Origin of the sequence: Gaetbulibacter sp. NE (assembly GCF_025548475.1) — a bacterium.
Classification (GTDB): Bacteria; Bacteroidota; Bacteroidia; order Flavobacteriales; family Flavobacteriaceae; genus Gaetbulibacter_B; species Gaetbulibacter_B jejuensis.
In genome coordinates this window covers 154,199-176,409 of the sequence record NZ_JAOQHY010000003.1, presented here as the reverse complement: position 1 = coordinate 176,409, position 22,211 = coordinate 154,199, and the positions used below count along the sequence as shown (strand labels likewise).

Sequence of the window (22,211 nt, the reverse complement as noted above, 5' to 3'; positions counted from 1 at the left end):
GTACATAATTTATTTTCTATAAATATATGTAGAAGAGTAGTGGGATGGCTTTGTTTTTAATTAGACTCCAGTTCAATACTATGTGTGGCAAATCCGCTTCCAGTATTATTTTCAGCCATTCCTTTTATTACACCATTTCCTGAAAAGTCAGTATTAAATTTAATTAAAGCAATCGATTTGGCAATTAAGCCATTAGTTGAATTTTCAATATTCAAAATTTCCATATTACCAGATTCTATAGTCCATATAAATTCGGTGTCAATAGGGTTGTCGTTTTTTGAGTAAAAAGTTGTTACAAATTTTATGATTTCATTAGGTAGAGCAAAATCAGTTCCATCTACACATATTGATGCTAATGTGTTTGTTTCTATTGCTATTTCACAATCGGTTACATCTTTTAAGTTTCCAATTGTAGGTTCGATATCATCATCATTTGAACAAGATGTTGCAATTACGACAAGAACAAGTAATACTGAATAGATAGTTTGTTTATTCATAATATTTCATTTTTTAGTTAATGTATTTTCTTAATAGTCTCTATAAACCTTAAAAGGTTGCTTCAAAATATCTTAATTTCTTTCGGTTTGGTTTCTGAACGTAGTTATATTTCATGAAAATAAATTTAGTAGAGTAGTAGGATAGCTTTATTTTTGTGGTACACGCAATACATTATGGACGTTAATATACACCCAAGCTGGAAACCTTATTTACAAGAAGAGTTTAGCAAACCGTATTTTACAGAGTTGGTTAGTTTTGTAAAAGATGCTTACGCTACAAGTACGTGTTATCCTCCTGCTAAGCAAATATTTTCTGCATTTGAGCATTGTACTTTTAACGAAGTGAAAGTAGTTATTATAGGTCAAGACCCTTATCATGGTCCAGGACAAGCTAACGGGTTGTGTTTTTCGGTTAACGATGGTATTCCGCATCCACCATCATTGATTAATATTTTTAAAGAAATTGAAACGGATGTCAATACGCCTTATCCTAAAAGTGGTAACCTTGAACGTTGGGCAAAACAAGGTGTGCTGCTTTTAAATGCGACGTTAACAGTTAAAGCACATACAGCAGGAAGTCATCAAAAAAAAGGTTGGGAAACGTTCACTGATGCTGTAATACAAAGCATAAGTAAAGAAAAAGAGAATGTGGTTTTTTTACTTTGGGGAGGATTTGCTAAAAAGAAAGCGTCGCTAATTGATAAGACCAAGCATCATATACTTACATCAGGACATCCTTCGCCATTAAGCGCTAATAGAGGGTATTGGTTTGGTAACAAACACTTTAGTAAAACTAACTCCCTGTTGGAGCAAGTTGGGTTTGTTCCAATTGTTTGGTAACCACTTTTGGCTCTCTAAAGTCTCTAACAACTTTTCTTTTAGATTGTGCTTTTTTAGTCGTTTTGTTGCAGCTAAAGAATAGCAATAAGAAGTTAACAGCAACTAGAAAAAATAGCAATAAAGTAATTTTCATAATCATAGAATCAACGGTTTAGTCAAGCATTTAACTTGGTTTGGGTATGGGCAAATGTAAGTAAAATTTTAATATATAGAAAGTTACGTACAAAAAATGCCAAAAAATAACACTTAAGTAATATAAGTTTAACCTTTAACTATATAACAAGTTTAGTAGCGATTTCCCTACTACAATTTGTAAACTATTTCTGGATATTGAAGTTTTTTATCGATAATATTCAATTCAAACAGCTTGTTTTGAACATTAGTTATTGTTGATTTGTCTATGTTTTCTTGAGACCATTCGGTTAAATTTAACCATTCTTGTACGTCTTCAAGTTTTTGGTCGTATCTGTTAGAAATGGTTTTATCAATACTAGGTATGCTCTTAAAATCAGAAGTTGTGTTGTTTATAATATCTAAAATGGTATTTAACTCCTCGAGATTATTCTCAATAAATTCATCTCTTACTGCTATTACAAAACAAGGCCAAGGTGTTGGGCAATTATCTACACGTCTAAACACACCTTTATCAACTATAGGTTTAGTAGTAAATTTTTCCCACATAAAGTAATCTGCTTTACCGTCTACCAAACCTTCAACTGCACCATCAAGATTTTTAACGACCTCAAAATTTAGATCTTCTTCTAAATTCCAATCGTTGTTTTGTGCATTGATATAAGCCATTAAGTGCGACCCAGAACCATATCTACTAATTGCTGCTTTTGTGCCTTTTAAATCGTTAATAGATTTGTATTTAGAATCATTAGCTACATGGATTCCCCAAATTAAAGGCGATTGCACAAACACCTGAACTATTTTACTTGGATTGCCTTCAACAATATCTTTAACAATACCTTCAGTTAAAATAACTGCCATGTCAATATCACCATTACGAAGTGCTTTACACATTGAACCTGTACCACCATAATAGTCTTTCCAACGTAGGTTAATCCCTTCGTCTTTGTATTCACCATTTTTTAAAGTTAAATACCAAGCAAGGTTAAAATGCTCTGGTACACCTCCAATTTTTACGTTCTTCATATTCAATCTGTAAGTTTGTTAAGCGTGTAAAGAATTAAATCGTCTACAATTGCTTTTGGGTCTTCACTAAACGTTCCTGATGCTCTGTTTGCTATTATAGCGTTCATGGATAATGCTTTATGACCTAATAATTTTGCTAAACCGTAAATTCCTGCGGTTTCCATTTCAAGGTTAGTAATGGCTTTTCCTTGATAATTAAAAGTTGCTAATTTATCATTTAATTTTGGGTCTTGAACAGGCAACCTTAGCACACGTCCTTGTGGTCCATAAAACCCAACATTGGTTGCTGTAAACCCTTGTGCTGTTTGTGATGAGCTTAGTTTGTTGTAAAGCGTTTGGTCACAAGACACAATGTAAGGTCTTGATTTATGTTTAAACCAATCTAAATGTTGTATTAATGCTTCAGAAATTTCAGGATATTGCACATGTTCGCTTTCGTAAAAATGTAATAAACTGTCAAAACCTGCTGCATATTCGCTTATTAAAAACGAATCAGTAGGAATTTCTTTTTGGATAGAACCAGAAGTCCCTATTCTAACAATATTTAACGAAGTAAGGTCTTGTTTTACTTCGCGTTTATCAAAATCGATATTTACCAAAGCATCTAGCTCGTTAAATACAATATCAATATTATCAGTTCCAATTCCTGTTGAAATTACTGTAATACGTTTGTTTTTATAAGTTCCTGTTTGGGTGTGAAACTCTCGTTTTTTAGTTTGAAATTCAATAGTGTCAAAATGTTTAGTAACACTGTCAACTCTATCAGGATCACCAACAGTAATAATAGTATCAGAAATATGTTCTGGTCGTAAATTTAAATGGTAAATACTACCATCAGGATTTAAGATAAGTTCAGACGCTTTAATAGGCATTTATTGGTGTTTTAATAAGTTTGTTTTGTTGTTTACTAAACTGAAAATCCAATCTATTTACTCCACCATAGTAAATGTTATTGTTTATTTCAGATGAATAATTAGTAGTATTTAATAAGGCTTCATGACCTTTTCTGTTTAAAGAAATATGTTGCTCTTCTTCGTTGAAGAATATGGAAAGTTTATCAATTAATCGGTTAATTTGAATATCTCCAAACCCAAAATAACCTTGATAATTTAAGGTGTAACCCAAAAGATGATGTCTAGATTTTATATCATTATCTCTAACAATAGCTAAAATATTATGCTCTAAAACACTTAGGCCACTTTTTGAATCAGGAAAACGCTCTAAATGCGCTTTTAAGCAATTGCTTAAATATTTAAACGATGATTTTTTGGTGATGTAAGGCTTTAATAGGTTGTGGTCTTTACCACAATAGGTTTTCCATACAGTTGTTGCCAAATCTAAATCCTCTTCAGAAAGCTTTATTTTATTTTTATAGTGGTTTAAAAGCTGGCTTTGTGTAAGCTCTGGCAATCCTTTGAGGCTTTTTTCGCCTTCAATTCTACCAGAACATACTAAATACACAGGAAGATTAATTTGTTTTTGTTTGATTAAGCTTATTACAGCAACAAGGTTGATATGGCAGAATAAATCGTATTCAAACCAAAGGACAATTTCTTTGTAGGTATCAGCATTATTGAGCTTGTTGATGTCTTCAAAGAATTTTTCATCATGAAAATCTAGATTATACACATCGTTAAAAAAGTCTTTTCTGATTTTTAAATACTCTTTAGCATCGATACGCTCAGTAGTTGGACCTTCGCAAAGCATTTCATCCCAAGTTAAAATATCACCTTGTATTGAGAGTTCTAATAACCTTTCGGTTAGGCTATCTCCATTTGTAATATGCAATGTTTCCATAATTATCCGCCTACACGTTTTACAGCAAATCCCTTGTCTTTAAGTATTTGCATTATTTTATCTCTATAGTCGCCTTGAATAATGATTTTATCATCTTTAAAACTACCACCAACACTCAATTTGGTTTTAAGTTCTTTTGCAAGTGCTTTAAAATCTTCGGTAGCTCCAGTATAACCTTCTAAGATAGTAATAGGTTTACCTTTTCGCTTTTCGTATTTACAAATTATAGGATCGTCCTGCATCCATAGTCCATCTGCATCGTCATTGGTGTCATCAGACGCTTCTGGGACATGGTCTGGAAAAAGGTTTTTAAGTTGGTCTTGTAAGTCCATTTATTAATTTTCAGTACGCAGTTGTTGGTTATTTTTTAATTAAACCTAGTTCAACTAAACGCTCATGAAGGAATTCTCCAGCTGAGATATCATCATACAGTTTTGGATGGTCTTCGTCAATACAACTCTCCAATACGTCTAATCTCATTTCACTTACAGGATGCATAAAAAATGGAATAGAATAACGTGATGTTCCCCAAAGTTCTTTTGGTGGATTGATAACTCTATGGATAGTAGATTTTAATTTGTTGTTAGTGTGACGCGACAACATATCTCCAACATTAATCATTAATTCATCAGGTTCTGCAATGGCGTCAATCCATTCACCTTTATGATTTTGTACTTGTAGTCCTCGTCCTTGAGCTCCCATTAATAATGTAATAAGGTTAATATCACCATGAGCAGCAGCTCTAACAGCTTCTTTTGGCTCTTCTTTAATAGGAGGATAGTGGATAGGTCTTAAAATAGAATTTCCGTTGTGGATGTATTGGTCAAAATAGGTTTCTTCTAAATCTAAATGAAGTGCAAGCGCTCTTAAAACATATCTAGCTGTTTTTTCTAGCATTCTATAGGCTTCTTTACCAATTTCATTGAATTTAGGCAATTCTTCTACAGTCACATTACTTGGATATTCTTCTTCAAGTTTCGGGTTGTCTTCAACATATTGTCCAAAATGCCAAAACTCTTTTAAGTCACCTTCTTTTTTTCCTTTAGCACTTTCTTTACCAAAAGACACATAACCTCTTTGACCTCCAATTCCAGGAATTTCATATTTCTGTTTAGTGTCAACTGGTAAGTCAAAAAAGTTTTTTACTTCTTTATATAGGTTGTCAACTAGTTTATCATCTAAAAAATGACCTTTCAATGCTACAAAGCCTATTTCTTCATAAGCCTTACCAATTTCTTTAATAAATTTTTGTTTTCTATCAGGATCTCCAGAAATAAAATCTTCGAGATTTACACTAGGTATTGAATTCATTGTTTGTATTTTTAAGTAGTAATAATACAAAAATAACGAAAACATCGCTAAAATTTCACTTCTTTGATTGGTTGTTAAAAAAAATCCTGCTTAGATATAAATCTTTCAATTTTTAGTTACTTTTGAAATACGAATGAAAAATGACAAAATGCTAACTTCATCAAAAAGCAATATTACTTACGACAAAAAGAATTTAGACTCTAAAATACTTTTACAACTTTACGCTAACATGCTAAAACCACGCATGGTAGAAGAAAAAATGCTTATCCTTTTACGACAAGGTAAAATTTCAAAGTGGTTTTCAGGAATTGGACAAGAAGCTATTTCTGTTGGTGTTACAATGGCTCTTAACAAAAAAGAGTATATTTTACCAATGCATAGAAATTTAGGTGTATTTACAACCCGAAAAGTACCTTTAAACAGATTGTTTAGCCAATGGCAAGGTAAAGCCAATGGTTTTACTAAAGGAAGAGATAGGTCGTTTCATTTTGGAACGCAAGAGTATAATATTGTAGGGATGATTTCGCATTTAGGTCCTCAACTAGGAGTTGCAGATGGTATTGCACTTGCAAGCGTACTGAAACACAAAAACCAAGTAACAGCAGTATTTACTGGTGAAGGCGGAACTAGCGAAGGTGATTTTCATGAAGCTTTAAACGTGGCCTCTGTGTGGCACTTGCCTGTTATTTTTTGTATTGAAAATAATGGTTACGGACTTTCAACTCCAACAGACGAGCAATACAACTGTAAAGATTTAGCAGATAGAGGTAAAGGCTACGGAATGGAGTCGTTTATTATAGATGGAAACAATGTTGTTGATGTTTATAGTAAAATTTCAAAGCTAGCTGAAAGCATAAGAAAACGACCAAGACCAATTTTAGTGGAATTTAAAACCTTTAGAATGCGTGGTCATGAAGAAGCTAGTGGTACAAAGTATGTTCCTGAGCAATTAATGACTGAATGGGCTAAAAAAGATCCTGTACGAAATTTTGAAGTTTACTTAAAGGAACAAAAAATACTTACTGAAAAAGAGGACACTATTTTACGTGATAATATTCTTAACGAAATAAACGAAAACTTACAGTTAGCTTACGATGAAGAAGAGATTATTCCAAGCGTAACTAATGAGTTAAATGATTTATTTAAACCTTTTAATTATCAGAAAGTTAATCCTAGTAGTAAAACTAACGAATTACGATTTATCGATGCTATTTCTGAAGGTTTAAAACAGTCTATGCAACGCCATAAAGATTTAGTAATTATGGGTCAAGATATTGCTGAATATGGTGGTGTATTTAAAATTACTGAAGGCTTCGTAGAAGAGTTTGGAAACGACAGAGTAAGAAATACGCCTATTTGTGAATCGGCAATTGTTGAAGCAGGAATGGGACTGTCTATTGCAGGTATGAAAGCAGTTGTAGAGATGCAGTTTGCTGATTTTGTTAGTTCTGGATTTAACCCAATAGTTAATTATTTAGCTAAATCGTATTACCGTTGGAACCAAAATGCCGATGTTGTTGTAAGAATGCCTTGTGGTGCTGGTGTTGCTGCTGGTCCTTTCCACTCGCAAACCAATGAAGCTTGGTTTACAAAAACACCAGGTTTAAAAGTAGTATATCCAGCGTTTCCTTATGATGCCAAAGGTTTATTGGCAACAGCAATTAATGATCCAAATCCTGTATTGTATTTTGAGCACAAAGCTTTATACAGAAGTATACGACAAGATGTGCCAAAGGATTATTACACACTACCATTTGGTAAAGCGTCATTGCTAAAAGAAGGAAATACAGTAACCATAATTACTTATGGAGCAGGAGTACATTGGGCTTTAGAAACTCTAGATAAAAATCCTGATATACAAGCAGATTTATTAGATTTAAGAACTTTACAACCTTTAGACACTGAAGCTATATTTAATTCAGTTAGAAAAACAGGAAAAGCCATTATCTTACAAGAAGATTCGCTATTTGGTGGAATAGCAAGTGATATTTCAGCACTGATAATGGAAGAGTGTTTTGAGACTTTAGATGCTCCTGTTAAACGAGTTGCGAGCTTAGAAACACCAATACCTTTTGTAAAGCAATTGGAAGATCAGTACTTAGCTAAAGGTAGATTTGAAACGGTTTTAAAAGAGTTGCTTGAGTATTAACTTCCTTTTTGTTGTATCTTAGTCATTATGATGCAACAAAATACTTTTAAGTTATTCAGTGTTTTTTGTGTGATTTTCTGTTTGTCTTGCAACGAAAAAGAAGTTGCTACTCACGAATGGAAAACACTCAAAGTAACAGCTACAGCTTATAATTCTTTTGAGTATCAAACCAATACCAATCCACATATTACTGCTTTTGGAGATAGCCTAAAACCAGGTTATAAATACATTGCTGTTTCAAGAGATTTGTTAGCTTTAGGGTTGGAGCACAATACACCTGTTACCATCGAAGGTCTTGACGGATTGTATCTTGTAAAAGACAAAATGAACCGTCGTTGGCGAAACAGGATAGATATTTACATGGGAACAGATGTAAAAGCTGCCAAAGAATGGGGACGAAAAAAAGTAACTATTAGCTATCAGGTTGAAATAGAAAAAGATTCTATTTCGTCACAGCCTCTGAAAGAATAAAAGGATACGCTTTTTTTACTGCTGCAATATCTTCATCAGTTACTGTTATTGCAGTTTTACCTAATACATCTTTTGTGTATACTTCTCTTAATTCATAATAAGCTTTAGTAAGTTCATCTTGTACTGAAATGTAAAAGTTATAGGAGGTAAGCTTATCATTCTGCAAAGAAATTACAGCTTTTTTAGGATTGTCAGATAAAAACGATAGTCCTTTTCCGTTGCAATACGTACAACTATCATCTCCATTATTATCTAAAAAAGATTTAGCAATATCTTTTAGTTCTGGTAAAGTAACTAACTCATCTTCAACAAAGATTTCGTCTTTACTGTTTAAAACAATCCTTAAAATGTTTCGTTCGTTAATGGGTTCGCTGCATTCAGTGTTTGGCGGACAAGGCTTAGGCAATTTTCGGTTAATACCTTTATCCATTGATATGGTTGTGGTTACCAAAAAGAAAATTAATAATAAAAATGCGATGTCAGCCATAGAACCAGCATTTACTTGTGGCGAATTGTGTCTTGAAGTTCTCATAATAAAAGGATTAGAAGTTTTACTAGTCCTCTCAAAAACAATACCATAAAATTTTGTTAAAAAGAAAAACCAGCATGATCAAGATTCATACTGGTTTTTCTAACTCGCTAATTGATTGATGATTTCTTTTATCGTAGCGTCTCCAAGTCGTCGTCGCTACTGTGTGTTGTGTCGATAATTTTTGATAAAGTTTTCATGATTGATTGATGGTTTTGATTGATGAAATTAAGACTGTTTGAATTAGCTTCTAAAACGTCTTTTACTGTTCCAAGAATTACTTCTTGTGTTCTCTAAAGTTCCGCTTAATTGATTTGTGTTTAAAGTTCTCATAATATTTTGTTTTAAATGATTGATGTTTATACCTAATAGACGAGCATTTTTAATTTTTGTTACAGTACTATGTATAACAAAGTAATAAATTAACAAATTTTAACGTTTAAACAAATAACTATCAAACGAATAGAGTAGAGGTGCCTAACTTAATGTAAACCAATTTTGTGAAAATCTTTTTAATAAATGTTGAAAGATTACTGCGTTATAACCTTATAAAACCTTAGTTTTGTACGAATTTTTTAAGAGGGAGATTTATTTATGTCTGAGACGCTACAAGCAGCAAAAGAACAAGAGAGTAAAAAACGGTTATACGATTATCAATTAAATGACTTAAATCGCATTTTTGATGTGATGGATAAGTCGCCAGATAACTATAATTTATTGTATCAATTGCCAACTGGTGGAGGAAAAACAGTAGTGTTTTCTGAAATTGTGCGTCGCTACATTAAAAATCACAACAAAAAAGTAGTAATACTTACACATCGAATTGAGCTTTGTAAGCAAACCTCTAAAATGCTTTCTGGATTTAATGTTAAAAACAAAATCATTAACAGTAAAGTAAAAGATTTACCAGACCAAGACCAGTACAAGTGTTTTGTTGCAATGGTAGAAACTTTAAATAACAGACTTAATGATGACAAGCTAAAGCTTGAAGATATAGGTTTAGTGGTTATTGACGAGGCACATTACAATTCCTTTAGGAAGTTATTTAAGTTTTTTGATAAGTGCTTTATTCTTGGAGTAACAGCAACACCTTTAAGTTCTAATATTAAATTGCCAATGAAGGACAATTATCAAGAACTTATTGTTGGTGATGATATTGCGACACTTATTAAAAACGGATTTTTAGCAGATGCTGAAGTATATAATTATGATGTTGCCTTAAATACTTTAAAAATTGGTATTAATGGTGATTACACTGTAAAATCATCAGAAGCACTATATACTAATTCCATCATGCAGAGTAAATTGCTGCATGCTTACGAAGAAATGTCAAAAGGAAAAAAGACATTAATCTTTAATAACGGAATTAATACTTCTAAAGAAGTGTATTATGTGTTTAAAAGAGCTGGTTACAATGTTCGACACCTAGATAATACAAATACTAAGCAAGAACGTAAAGAGATTTTAAAGTGGTTTAAAAACACACCTGACGGGATTTTAACTTCTGTAAGTATCTTAACCACAGGGTTTGATGAACCTTCAGTTGAAACAGTAATTTTAAATAGAGCAACACGTTCGTTGACGCTTTATTTTCAAATGATTGGTCGTGGTTCTCGTATTTTTGGAGATAAAAAAACATTCATGGTTTTAGATTTAGGGAACAATGCCATTAGGTTTGGACCATGGAATCAACCTGTTGATTGGCAACACATTTTTAAATATCCAGACCTATATTTAGAAAATATTAGAAACGACGAAGATATCGAGCGAGATTTTGTTTACGTTATGCCAGATGTAGTAAAAGCTCGTTTTAAAGGTGCTAAAATGACTGACTTTGACATTAAACAAGTGTATAAAGAAGTTATTCAAGAAGGTCAAAAATCTATTGTTGCTATTGAGCGTTCTATTGAGCAACATTCGCAAATGTGTATTGAAAGCAGTGAGGATGTTTTTGAAGCTAGAGCATTAACCAAGCTACTTCAAGACGATATTGCTTACCGCATAAAACAATACTCATATTGTATAATGAACAGCACGCAAAACTATAAAGATTGGCTAATGGAAGAGTACAACCGTAAGCTACGCTTAAGTTTTAATGGTAAGTTTTAACTCTTTTTTAAAATTTATCTTATTAAAAGTCGTTATTTTCGAAAATAGGTATAGTTTTTGATTTTTAGAGATAAACCCATTTATCATATGCCCAAAGTGAATCTTAAATTAGTAATAGCTTTATGTATGTTGTTCTCGTTTCAGCTTAATGCACAAGTTGATAACCAGAAGAAATCAATACCTATTCCTGCTGAAGAAACCAAGAAAAAAGATTCGTTACCTCATGATTTAAAGATAAAACCAAACGAGAAGGCATCCATTACCAAAGGCGAAAAGCACATTAGTGGAATTCCGTATAAAAGTAAAGTTGAAGTTAAAGAGTTGAAAAACGAGTTTTCAATGATTGACGACAATAAACTTTTAAATCCTGGAACCATTTTTGAAAAACGCTGGAACAAAACAGCAGTTGACCAAGCGATAAAACCAGCTTCAATGGATGATGTCTTTTTAGGTGATTTTAGGGTTAACGGAAAATTTGTAAACATCATTTGTCGAGACCACCAGTTTCCTGATGGAGACAGAGTAAGAGTTTATGTTAACGACGACATTATTATTCCAAGTTTAGTATTGACTTCTAATTATAAATCTTTTAATATTCCTCTAGTTGAAGGGTTTAACAAAGTCGTGTTTTTAGCGCTAAACCAAGGAGAATCTGGTCCAAATACTGCAGAATTTCAGGTTTATGATGATAAAGGTAATTTAGTATCTTCAAAACAATGGAACTTACTCACAGGCGTTAAAGCTACAATTGTTGTTACCAAAGAAGCTGAAGAGTAAACTTATACCAAACTATTCATTTCTTTAACTTCTCCATAATCAAGTCCTTCAAGCGTTATAGCTCCAATTCTAACTCTAACTAATCGTAGCGTAGGAAAACCAACTGCAGCAGTCATCTTTCTTACTTGTCTAAATTTACCTTCTGTTATAGTTATTGAAATCCATGAGGTTTTACCATGTCTGTCATCACGTATATTTTTACCTCTTTCAGGAAAACCAGGCACTTCAATTAGTTTATAAGCCTTACAGGGTTTGGTAGTATAAGTGTCTTTTTTGTGACTCAAGTCGACACCTTTTTTAAGTTGCTCTAGCGCGTCGTTAGTAATATCTCCATCAACTTGTACATAATATTCTTTTTCAACAGCTGTACTAGTTATTGTATAACTAATTTGTCCATCAGTAGTTAAGAGTAACAACCCTTCTGAATCTTTATCTAATCTACCAACAGCCATAGTACCTTTAGGAAAATCATATAGTTCTCCTAAAAACTTTTTCTTCTGTTCATGTTTTGCATTACTCATAAACTGACTAAGGTAACCATACGGTTTAAATAACTTATAGTGAAAATGTTTAACTGTATCCGAAGACATCTAATATTTTTTTTAAAAACTTATTGCTGAAATCTATTAATAAATTTATAAGATTAAAACAGGTATTCGCTTTTATTTTTTATAAATTCACTAACCAAAAATTTAAAGTTATTTTCTTCATGAAAAAATCAACCATTTTAATGATTGTTGGCTTGAGTTTAGGCTTACAATTTACGCATGCCCAAAAGAACAAAAAAGAAGACAAACAGCCACTTGACGAAATTACTATAAGTGGATTAAAATGGAGGAATATAGGACCTTCATTAACTTCTGGTAGAATATCAGATATTGCTGTAAATCCTAATAATCCTTTTGAATACTATGTAGCTTCATCTTCTGGTGGTGTATGGAAAACTACTAATGCTGGTAACCATTACACACCAATTTTTGATGGTCAAGGGTCTTATTCTATAGGTTGCGTTACCATTGATCCTAACAATACTAATGTGATTTGGGTTGGTACTGGAGAGAATAACAACCAAAGATCTGTATCTTATGGTGATGGTGTTTACAAGTCTATTGATGGAGGTCAAAGCTGGAAACACATGGGATTAAAAAACTCTGAACACATTGGTAAAATTATTGTGCATCCAGACGATTCTAACATTATTTACGTGGCTGCAATTGGTCCGCTTTGGAGTAAAGGAGGAGACAGAGGTTTATACAAGTCTACCGATGGTGGTGAAAATTGGGAAGCTGTGCTTACTATTGACGAACATACTGGTGTTACCGATTTAGTAATGGACCCAAGAGATCCTGATGTGCTTTATGCAGCAACACTTCAAAGAAGAAGACACGTTTATACCTATGTTGGTGGTGGTCCAGGATCTGGATTACACAAAACTACTGATGGTGGAAAAACATGGCAAAAAGTTGAAAACGGATTACCTAAAACTGAATTAGGACGTATTGGTTTAGCTATTTCTCCTGCAAACCCTGAAATTATTTATGCTATTGTTGAAGCTGCTGAAGGTAAAAGCGGATTCTTCAAATCTACAAATCGAGGTGCAAGCTGGGAAAAGCAATCCAACCACGTTACAAGCGGAAACTATTATCAAGAAATTATAGCTGACCCAATAGATGAGAACACAGTGTACTCTATGGATACTTGGATGAGTGCAACTAGAGATGGAGGTAAAACCTTTAATATGGTTGGTGAAGTGACTAAGCACGTTGATAACCATAGTATTTGGATTGACCCTAACGATAACAAGCACTGGCTTGTAGGTTGTGATGGCGGAATTTACGAAACCTTTGATGCTGCCAACAACTGGGATTTTAAAGAAAATCTTCCTGTAACACAGTTTTACAAAGTAGCAGTTGATAATGCTGAACCTTTTTATAATGTGTATGGTGGAACCCAAGATAACTTTAGTCTTGGAGGACCATCAAGAGTAGTTACAGATCATGGTATTACAAATTTTGATTGGTTTATCACTAATGGAGGAGATGGTTTTGAATCTCAAATAGACCCTTACAATCCAGATTTAGTATATGCACAATCACAATATGGGTTTTTAGTACGATACGATAAAAAGAGTGGTGAAATTGTTGGTATTCAACCTAAAGAGCGTGAAAACGAAAATGCATACCGTTGGAATTGGGATGCTCCATTAGCAGTAAGCAAACATGCTAAAGGTCGTGTGTATTTTGCAGCTAATAAAGTGTTCAGATCTAACGACTATGGAAATAGCTGGGAAGTTTTAGGAGATGATTTAACGCAACAAATTGACAGAAATACATTAAAAGTGTATGATAGAGTAGTGAGTATGGACGCAGTTGCTAAAAATGGTTCAACATCACCTTACGGAACTATAGTTGCATTGTCTGAATCTCCAATTGATGAAAACCTTATTGCTATTGGTACTGACGATGGTTTAATCCAAATCACTGAAGATGGTGGTCGCACATGGCGAAAAGTATCTAACATTTCAGGAGCGCCAAAGCAGTCTTATGTCAACAATGTGTATTTATCAAGACATGATGCAAATGTTATATATGCTGCATTCAATCATCATAAATATGGCGATTTTAAGCCTTATATATTTAGATCAAACGACAAAGGAAAAACATGGTTTAGCATAAGCAATAACTTACCAGAACGTGGTAGCGTGTATGCTATTGAAGAAGATCATGTTAACAGCAATTTGATTTTTTGTGGTACGGAGTTTTCAGCATATTTCTCTCCAGATGGTGGTAAACGTTGGAAAAAACTAGCTAACGGACTACCTACTATTGCTGTTAGAGATATTGCAATTCAAGAACGTGAAAACGATTTGGTACTTGGTACTTTTGGTCGTGGATTTTATGTGTTAGATGATTATTCGTCACTTAGAGAAGTAAAAAATAGCACACCAACTGAAACTGCTACCATCTACCCAATACGCGATGCTTATATGTGGGAAAAGAGTTTACCTTTAGGCTTACCAGGAAAAGCATTTCAAGGAGATAACTTTTTTAGCGCTCCAAACTTAGGTCCTGAAGTTATGATAACCTATTATTATAACGACGATTACAAATCTTTAGAAGACCAAAGAAAAGCGAAGGAGAAGAAACTTATTGAGTCAAATAGCAACACACCTTATCCTACATACAGCGAGTTAAAAGCTGAACGTGATGAAATGGAAGTACAGCTTGTATTCACTATTAAAGATGAAATGGGTAATGTAGTAAAGAAAGAGTTTGTAGCTCCAAGCAAAGGATTGCAACGTTTTCACTGGGATTTGAGATACACACTACAAGACCCAATTAATTTTAATAGTTCCGATTTTTACAATCCTTGGGCAAATAAAGACGAAGGTACTTTAGTACAACCTGGTAATTATACTGTTGACATGCAACTGTATAAAGATGGAGAAATGACTAGCTTAGTTAACCCTGTAACTTTTAAGGTTAAGCCTTTAAATAATACTATTTTACCTGCAGAAGACCGAGCGTCTAAAGTTGCTTTTCAAAAGCAGATTTCTCAATTGGAATCAGACTTAGGAACTTGCCAAAGTATGATGAGTGAAATGAACAACAAAATAAGATATATGAAGAAAGCTGTTAAACGTTCAGAATTACCTTTTGCGCAATTAACCGCTTCAATTAATGCTATAGAAAAGAACTTAGAAACGATTAGCACTAGCCTTTATGGAGATAGTGTAAAATCTAAGTTAGATATTGACCAGTTATTAAGTCCTGCAAACCGATTAGGAACCATAAGTTATGAGCAAAAGTATTCAACATCAACACCTACTGAAACTCACAAAACAAGCTATACAATTGCAAAAAAACAAATTGATGCTATAAAGAAACAGTTAGAAGTGATTTACAATGTTGATATTAAAAAACTTGAAGAGCAACTCATAAAATCAGGAGCTCCATATACTCCTGGTCGTGGTTACGAAAACGAAGACTAAAACTTAAATTTCAATGTCAGATAAAATCGTTACTGTTTCGCAAAAAGTAAACACTTCAATTGAACGTGTTTGGAAAGCAATAACACATAAAGACCAGATGAAAAACTGGTATTTTGAACTTGAAGAGTTTTTACCTGAAAAAGGGTTTAAATTTGAATTTATAGGTTATGGACACACAGGTGAGCAATTTAATCACCTGTGTGAAATTACCGAAGTTATTCCTTTAAAGAAGCTACAGTATAGTTGGGAGTATAAAGGTTATGTAGGGAAGTCCTTTGTAACGTTTTATTTAGACGAAAATGCAAAATCTACTACAATTACTGTAACGCATGAAGGTATTGAAACGTTTCCTGATCATCCAGATTTTGACAAATCTAATTTTACTGGAGGCTGGAAACACATTATTAAAAAATCATTATATAACTATTTAACTAAATAAAGTTACCGAACACATTAAATGAGCCAACCTAAAAGCAAATTACTCATTGTATTGGCGTTCTTTTCTATATACGTCATTTGGGGATCTACCTATTTACTTAACAAAATTGCAGTAATGGAGTTACCTCCATTTATGCTAGCGTCAATTAGATTTACAGTTGCAGGCATCTTAATTTTTGGGATTGCAAAAACTATGGGTATCTCTATAAAAATAACCAAAAAGCAACTGCTTAATACAATGGTTGCTGGCTTTTTGTTTCTAACTTTTGGAAATGGAGTAGTGGTTTGGGCTTTAAAATATGTAGATAGTGGTTTTGCAGCTTTAGAAATTTCAGCACAACCTTTGGTTATTCTTATTTTAATGAGAGTTTTACAAGGCAAAAAAATACAACCTATGTCATTAATAGGTGTTGCTCTAGGTATTGTTGGTATTTACCTTTTAGTAAGTCAAAAACAAATTATAGCTAAAGAAAACTCCATATTAGGTATGATTATGATTTTTGCTTGTATGCTAAGTTGGGCTTATGGTAGTTTGTTTGTAGGTAAAGCCGATTTACCAAACAATTATTTTATAAATACAGGTTATCAAATGTTTACTGGTGGCATTATGCTTTTCATTGCTAGTTTAGCTTTTGGAGAAAGGTGGTCCACACCTAATGTTTGGAGTTTAGATGTCCAAATATCTATGGTATTGCTTATTCTATTTGGAAGTATTGTTGCGTTTACCTCGTTTAATTATTTATTAAAAGCCGTATCTCCTGAAAAAGTAGCGACATCTACTTATGTGAATCCAATAGTTGCGTTGTTTTTAGGATGGTATTTTTTAGATGAAGCTATCACAGTTCAATCATTATTAGCAGCTGTAATATTACTTACAGGAGTGTACTTTATCAATACCAAAAAGAAACTTGTTCTATTTTCTAGATTCAATAGAAAGCAAGTGTAATTAATAGCACACATTGTTTTTAAGAGTTATGGTATTCAGTTCATTCCAGATGCTATCATCAAAAGACTTTGGTGAAAACCTAAAAAGGAGTAGAGTAGTATTCTTGTCTTTACAGTAATGCTCTTCTACAGTGACATTTAATGTTATTATTTCTTTAGTTTTTAAACGGTCAAATGTTTTTAGTTTTCCTTTATAACTTGTCTTGGTTTTAACTAATAATACATTAGTTTTTAATATACCATTGTCAACATTTCCATTTGTGTTCATAGCCATTAAGCCATCAAAATAAAGCTGTAAATCATTTTCCAAAGTATGCTCATTAATGTCAATTTCACCTTCTATATGCCAAACAAAAGCATAAGACCAAAACGTAGGACTATCTTTAGTTCCCCAACCTTTTGGAAATTGAGCTTCTTCAAAACCTGAATATGGAATATCCTGAGCAAAACCAATAGGAAACTTAAATACTTCCTTAGCCCAAGTGCTATCTGTTACCAAAAGATTTTGATGCGTTTCATCTTGAGCGCTAACTAGTGTAGTTATTAAAATTGCAAAGCATATTAATAAATGTTTCATTTTGTTTCAGTGAGTTTTAGAGTATAGTCTTTAACGGTATCTATGTTATTCAAATAATCATCAATAGGTTGCATTAGTGTAATATCAGGCAATATTCCAGTAGTATCAGGTAATGTTTTAACAGCAACTCTACTTGCTGTATTAGCGACATAGTATTCTAGTTTTGTGTTTTTCAGCCTACATACTGTTTGTCCTGCTGTACAAAGCTGATTAGAGCCTAATTCTTCTCCTACTATAGTTCCTAAGCTCAACTCTTTTGCTAAAGCCATAAAATGGCCTGTTGTTGATTTTCCGTTTCCGTCAATCATAAAATACAAGTTACCTTTAAAGGTATTGGAAACTGGTTGGTGAATTTCATGTTCTAAGGAATGCACAGAGTTTACAAAGTATTTAAAAGGAGCCTTCACTAAATGCTTCAATAAGTAAATACTAGACTCCGCAGAACCACCTCCATTTAAACGTAAGTCAATAACTAAGTTTTCAATGTTTCTGCTTTCAATCCTTTTAAAACTAGAATCTATAAAATCCTTAAACTCCTGAAGGTTATTCCATGGGTAATAGTTAAACGAACTAATAGTCATAAGTGCAGTAGCTGTATTATCATAAAACTCTAAACACAAATTAGCTTCACATGATGTAATTGAATTATCTCTGTAAGGCGCCTTAAAATCTTTTGCTTTGTTTAGTATAATTGGATTCTCATTGCCTTTAATAGTAATCGTATACGTTTTAGGAAAACTAAGTGCATACGGAATAAGTTCAGTAGACCAACTATTAAAGAAATGCTTCTTGGTAGTCTCTGTATATCCTTGTGATTCAATATGTTTATAGATGTCGTTAATAAGTTTTGAAACTGTTATACCATTAATACTCAGTAGTTCGTCTTTTGGTTTTACCATATCAGAATTGCTCATTGCATCTACCACATAGAGTTTATCGTTTACCCAACGTGTTTGCAATGGAAAAATAAGGCTAACATCCTTTAGCATTTCACTCTCTTGCCAAAATCCTCCCAATGTAGTATGTGAACAATTGATACTTGCTATAATTTCACTACAATGCCATATAAACTGACCATAAGTAGTTTGTGGTGTTATCAGTGCCTTTTTTTGATTGATAATAGCCCAAAAGTCTTCTTTAGAAATAAACTTAAGCGCATTAGGATTAATCTCTATTAATTTGTGTCCTAGTTGGTCTAAGTCTGCTTTATAGTCTTCAACCGAATACACCTTAACAAACTTTTCTTGTGGCGTAATAGGTTTCTTGTTTGGAAACTTAATGCGTTCAATCTGGTCTTCAGCATTAAAATTATCAGGATTCATAGCTAAAGACTTCTCGTAATTTTTTAGTGACAACTCCATATTTCCCTTTTTCATATAAGCTTCTCCTAAACTATCATATGCATTGGACGAATTAGGAAACTGAGATGCAATCAACTTAAATATTTCTAAAGCTGCATTTGTTTGATTATTCCATAAAAACCCATAACCATACATGGTTAGTTCATCTTCATTATCAAAATTATAAGCTGTAGGATTTTCCTCTTTTAGCTTTAGGTAAAGCGCTACTTGTTCTTCAATTGGCAAATGACCATTAGCTTTTAATTCTGCAGAAATGGAACGCTTTTCAGTATTATCATTAGTTGAAGCTTCAACTGTAACCATAGGTGTTGCAGTCTTATTGGTGTTACCACAACCTAGCAGAGAAGTGGCAACACCAAATAAAATAAGGATAAATGATTTTAGCATAATTATTTAGTAAAATAGTTCAACTTCAAACTCAATAGCATCAGAAATAGCATAATCCTTAATATCTATAATGCTTTTGGCACCATACATAATATTCCATTTTGTACGGTCAATCTTAAACTTAGTAACCAGCTTTCTGTTATTTCCCATCATGCTAAACTCGTTCTCCACTAAAGCTTCAAAACGTATAGACTCAGTAATGCCTTTGATAGTGAGATTTCCATCCATGTGTATTTTACCATTGTCCATATACTTTGCTTTGGTAATTACTAGAGTAGAAGTAGGGTACACTTCAACATCAAAAAAATCGTCATTCTTTAGATGGTCAACTAAGTTTTGACTAAACTCTCCATCGGTATTGATAATGGTATTCATATCCACTGTAAAGCGTCCACCAGTAATATAGCCTTTATCACTTTCTAGATAGCCATCTTTAAACTTAACTGTTCCATGATGACCTCCAAAACTAAACAGCATAGAACTATTCCAGTTTATGACACTCTGTTCAGTATCTATAGTAAAGTTGTTTTGTGCGTTAAGGGTTAAAATACTTGACACTAGTAATAATGCAATAACAATTCGTTTCATGATGATGTGATTTAAAATTCATCAGTAAAACTAGCAGGAGCAGTGTTTTTAAATGTCAAAAAAGTGTAAAAGAAGTGCAAATAGTTTCAAAAAGTAGATGGAGAGGGCAATTATCAATAATTCGGCAATGCATTATAGCGGTGATTTTTTCCTTTAATGGTTTTTGGTGTCCTTTTATCGTAAAATTATTACGTTCATAAGATTTTTATGTTTAAAGCGTGTTAGTGCGTTAATTTTGAAAGGATTAAAAGTATGATGTCCCATGAAAAATGTATTTACACTTTTGTTTTTAACGTTATTTGCAAGTACTGCTTTTGCACAAAACACACTATTAACCGCAAGTATTGCAGATGAAATTCCAACCAACTATAAAAAGCGTAGTCCTGTTTACGATTACACCGAAGTTAACTTAAACAATGTTGACACAATTCCAGGGTTTGACGCTACAACCAACAAACTTAAGCTTACAGGAACCATTTATTTAAGTGATGGTGTTACACCTGCAAAAGATGTTGTGTTGTACATTGAACATGCTGATGAAGCAGGAGAGTATGACATTAAAAAAGAACATGGTAAAAAGTATATTGAACATAGAGGTTGGGTAAAAACTGATGCAAACGGAACATATACTTTATACACTTTCATGCCTGGAGAAGCCATTATTCCTATAACACAACCTGAAAGACGAAGCCCAAAGCAAATCTTTCCTATTGTTAAAGTTCCAGGAGAAAAAGCCTATAACTTATCTGCGTTCATGTTTGACAATGACCCATTAATCACGAAAACCTGTCGTAAACGCTTAAAACGTAAAGGTATTGATTGCTTATTGACTACCACTCAAGAAGGCGATATGCTTGTTGCTACAAAAGATATTATATTAAAAGCAGATGCTGCTGCTTATTAGCAAATTGTTCTTTTTCAAAACTTAGTATTCTTATAGTAAAGACAAGTTGTTTGATTGATATTTTGTATTTTTAGTATTCACTAATAATCCATTGTATTATGAACACAACAGTAGTTAAGGCTTATGGTTCAGAATCTCCTGAAGCCGATTTAAAACCTTTAAAAATAGATAGAAGAGCAGTAACACCAACAGATGTTGAAATCGATATTTTGTATTGTGGTGTTTGTCATTCTGACCTACACTTTGCTAAAAATGATTGGGGAATGACACAGTACCCAGTAGTACCAGGTCATGAAATAGTTGGAAAAGTTACCAAAATAGGACAGAATGTTGACAATTATAAAGTAGGTGATTTGGTGGCTGTAGGTTGCTTAGTAGATTCTTGCAGAACCTGTAATAATTGTAAAAACGACTTAGAACAATACTGCCCTGAATGGATTGGCACCTATGGTGGTTTTGATAAACACTTACAAACCAATACGCATGGAGGCTATTCAGAAACTATAGTTGTTGATAAAGACTTTGTACTCAAAGTCCCAGAGAATTTAGATTTAGCAGGCATTGCTCCTGTATTGTGTGCAGGTATTACCACATGGTCACCTTTAAGACATTGGAATGTTGGTAAAGACAGTAAAGTAGCTGTTGTAGGGCTTGGCGGTTTGGGCCATATGGCTATTAAACTAGCACATGCTTTAGGTGCGCACGTTACATTATTTTCAAGGTCTACTAATAAAATAGAAGATGCTAAAAGTCTAGGAGCAGACCAAGTTGTGATTTCAACAGATGATGCACAAATGCAAAGCGTTGCAGGTGCGTTTGATGTTATTATTGACACAGTTCCTTATGCACATGATTTAAACCCATACATAGGCACACTAAACACCAATGGCACATTAGTAGTGGTTGGTTATTTAGGACCATTAGACCCAATGTTGGTAACCGTTCCAATGATTATGGGACGTAAATCGGTTGCTGGTTCTTTAATTGGAGGAATTGCTGAAACCCAAGAGTTACTGGATTTTTGTGGAAAGCACAATATTACTTCAGATGTTGAGGTGATAAACATCCAAGAGATAAATACAGCTTATGAACGTATGTTAAAAAGTGATGTGAAGTATCGCTTTGTAATTGATATGAAATCTTTAAAGTCTTAACATTGAAAATACAAACCATAAATCATAACCAGTTAGAATACTACCAGCTAACTGGTTTTTTTATGATTTACCATTATTTTGCTAAACAGAGTAGCTTTTGCATTATTCTATTTTACATAATATAAATTATAAGACAATAGTAATATCTATGAAATATAGCGAATAGAACCTTAAAATCTATTTATGGTTTATATCAAACAGCAATTATGTAACAGCTTTTTTAAGTGC

General features: G+C 33.1%; 21 protein-coding genes. 10 read left to right on the top strand and 11 right to left on the bottom strand.

Annotated features, from left to right (window positions below; translation table 11 throughout):
* Positions 1–56: 56 nt before the first annotated feature.
* A complete protein-coding gene (locus OD803_RS06700; protein WP_262732855.1) occupies positions 57–497 on the bottom strand; it encodes a hypothetical protein in 441 nt (146 codons plus the stop codon).
* 174 nt (positions 498–671) lie between these two features.
* Between OD803_RS06700 and OD803_RS06695 the strand changes: the two genes are divergently transcribed.
* Entirely contained in the window at positions 672–1,337 is a 666-nt protein-coding gene (locus tag OD803_RS06695) for a uracil-DNA glycosylase (protein WP_262732854.1), read from the top strand.
* A 303-nt stretch (positions 1,338–1,640) separates the two neighbouring features.
* On the opposite strand, the gene OD803_RS06690 is transcribed toward OD803_RS06695, so the two are convergent.
* From OD803_RS06690 to OD803_RS06670, 5 genes are read right to left on the bottom strand one after another with little or no spacing between them, the layout of a single operon-like run.
* Entirely contained in the window at positions 1,641–2,495 is an 855-nt protein-coding gene (locus OD803_RS06690; protein WP_262732853.1) for a substrate-binding domain-containing protein, read from the bottom strand.
* Between the two features lie 2 nt (positions 2,496–2,497).
* The gene (locus OD803_RS06685) at positions 2,498–3,367 is read right to left on the bottom strand and encodes a nucleoside phosphorylase (RefSeq protein ID WP_262732852.1); all 870 of its coding nucleotides are present in this window, start codon (positions 3,365–3,367) and stop codon (positions 2,498–2,500) included.
* Complete coding sequence (locus OD803_RS06680) at positions 3,357–4,292, bottom strand: DUF1835 domain-containing protein (RefSeq protein WP_238155784.1); 936 nt, start codon at positions 4,290–4,292, stop codon at positions 3,357–3,359. Before OD803_RS06680 ends, OD803_RS06685 begins: the two co-directional genes overlap by 11 nt.
* A 2-nt stretch (positions 4,293–4,294) precedes the next feature.
* Entirely contained in the window at positions 4,295–4,624 is a 330-nt protein-coding gene (locus OD803_RS06675) for a translation initiation factor (RefSeq protein ID WP_262732851.1), read from the bottom strand.
* Positions 4,625–4,652: 28 nt separating this feature from the next.
* Complete coding sequence (locus OD803_RS06670; RefSeq protein ID WP_129760046.1) at positions 4,653–5,603, bottom strand: isopenicillin N synthase family dioxygenase; 951 nt, start codon at positions 5,601–5,603, stop codon at positions 4,653–4,655.
* Between the two features lie 148 nt (positions 5,604–5,751).
* Between OD803_RS06670 and OD803_RS06665 the strand changes: the two genes are divergently transcribed.
* Both OD803_RS06665 and OD803_RS06660 read left to right on the top strand, forming a co-directional pair.
* The gene (locus OD803_RS06665) at positions 5,752–7,752 is read left to right on the top strand and encodes an alpha-ketoacid dehydrogenase subunit alpha/beta (protein WP_442899860.1); all 2,001 of its coding nucleotides are present in this window, start codon (positions 5,752–5,754) and stop codon (positions 7,750–7,752) included.
* 30 nt (positions 7,753–7,782) lie between these two features.
* A complete protein-coding gene (locus OD803_RS06660; RefSeq protein WP_442899859.1) occupies positions 7,783–8,223 on the top strand; it encodes a 3D domain-containing protein in 441 nt (146 codons plus the stop codon).
* Here OD803_RS06660 and OD803_RS06655 read toward each other — a convergent pair.
* Positions 8,195–8,755: an ExbD/TolR family protein gene (locus tag OD803_RS06655; RefSeq protein WP_262732848.1), complete on the bottom strand. Its 561-nt coding sequence runs from the start codon at positions 8,753–8,755 to the stop codon at positions 8,195–8,197. The two genes, OD803_RS06660 and OD803_RS06655, sit on opposite strands and share 29 nt — an antisense overlap.
* Positions 8,756–9,346: 591 nt before the next feature.
* Here OD803_RS06655 and OD803_RS06650 point away from each other — a divergent pair.
* Positions 9,347–10,861 (top strand): DEAD/DEAH box helicase, encoded by a 1,515-nt coding sequence (locus OD803_RS06650; protein ID WP_129760050.1) that lies wholly within the window; start codon positions 9,347–9,349, stop codon positions 10,859–10,861.
* Between the two features lie 87 nt (positions 10,862–10,948).
* The gene (locus OD803_RS06645; protein ID WP_262732847.1) at positions 10,949–11,638 is read left to right on the top strand and encodes a hypothetical protein; all 690 of its coding nucleotides are present in this window, start codon (positions 10,949–10,951) and stop codon (positions 11,636–11,638) included.
* 2 nt (positions 11,639–11,640) lie between these two features.
* On the opposite strand, the gene OD803_RS06640 is transcribed toward OD803_RS06645, so the two are convergent.
* Positions 11,641–12,228: a pseudouridine synthase gene (locus tag OD803_RS06640; protein WP_262732846.1), complete on the bottom strand. Its 588-nt coding sequence runs from the start codon at positions 12,226–12,228 to the stop codon at positions 11,641–11,643.
* A 119-nt stretch (positions 12,229–12,347) separates the two neighbouring features.
* Here OD803_RS06640 and OD803_RS06635 point away from each other — a divergent pair, with 119 nt between their 5' ends.
* Genes OD803_RS06635 through OD803_RS06625 form a run of 3 tightly spaced genes read left to right on the top strand, consistent with a single transcriptional unit; the run spans position 12,348 to position 17,013 of the window.
* The gene (locus tag OD803_RS06635) at positions 12,348–15,629 is read left to right on the top strand and encodes a glycosyl hydrolase (protein ID WP_262732845.1); all 3,282 of its coding nucleotides are present in this window, start codon (positions 12,348–12,350) and stop codon (positions 15,627–15,629) included.
* A gap of 13 nt (positions 15,630–15,642) precedes the next feature.
* On the top strand, positions 15,643–16,068 hold the full coding sequence (locus tag OD803_RS06630; RefSeq protein ID WP_262732844.1) for an SRPBCC family protein: 426 nt from the start codon (positions 15,643–15,645) through the stop codon (positions 16,066–16,068).
* An 18-nt stretch (positions 16,069–16,086) separates the two neighbouring features.
* The gene (locus tag OD803_RS06625) at positions 16,087–17,013 is read left to right on the top strand and encodes an EamA family transporter (protein ID WP_262732843.1); all 927 of its coding nucleotides are present in this window, start codon (positions 16,087–16,089) and stop codon (positions 17,011–17,013) included.
* On the opposite strand, the gene OD803_RS06620 is transcribed toward OD803_RS06625, so the two are convergent.
* The 3 genes from OD803_RS06620 to OD803_RS06610 are packed head-to-tail and all read right to left on the bottom strand — an operon-like array spanning position 17,014 to position 19,925.
* Positions 17,014–17,589 carry a hypothetical protein gene (locus OD803_RS06620; protein ID WP_262732842.1) on the bottom strand — a complete coding sequence of 192 codons (576 nt, stop codon included), beginning with the start codon at positions 17,587–17,589 and terminating at the stop codon, positions 17,014–17,016. It abuts the gene before it with no gap.
* Complete coding sequence (locus tag OD803_RS06615) at positions 17,586–19,337, bottom strand: S41 family peptidase (RefSeq protein WP_262732841.1); 1,752 nt, start codon at positions 19,335–19,337, stop codon at positions 17,586–17,588. Before OD803_RS06615 ends, OD803_RS06620 begins: the two co-directional genes overlap by 4 nt.
* A 6-nt stretch (positions 19,338–19,343) precedes the next feature.
* Complete coding sequence (locus OD803_RS06610) at positions 19,344–19,925, bottom strand: YceI family protein (protein ID WP_262732840.1); 582 nt, start codon at positions 19,923–19,925, stop codon at positions 19,344–19,346.
* 262 nt (positions 19,926–20,187) lie between these two features.
* On the opposite strand from OD803_RS06610, the gene OD803_RS06605 reads away from it, so the two are divergent.
* On the top strand, positions 20,188–20,829 hold the full coding sequence (locus OD803_RS06605) for a hypothetical protein (protein ID WP_262732839.1): 642 nt from the start codon (positions 20,188–20,190) through the stop codon (positions 20,827–20,829).
* A 98-nt stretch (positions 20,830–20,927) separates the two neighbouring features.
* Positions 20,928–21,983, top strand: a complete 1,056-nt coding sequence (locus tag OD803_RS06600) for an NAD(P)-dependent alcohol dehydrogenase (RefSeq protein WP_262732838.1) — start codon at positions 20,928–20,930, stop codon at positions 21,981–21,983.
* The last annotated feature ends 228 nt before the right edge of the window (positions 21,984–22,211 follow it).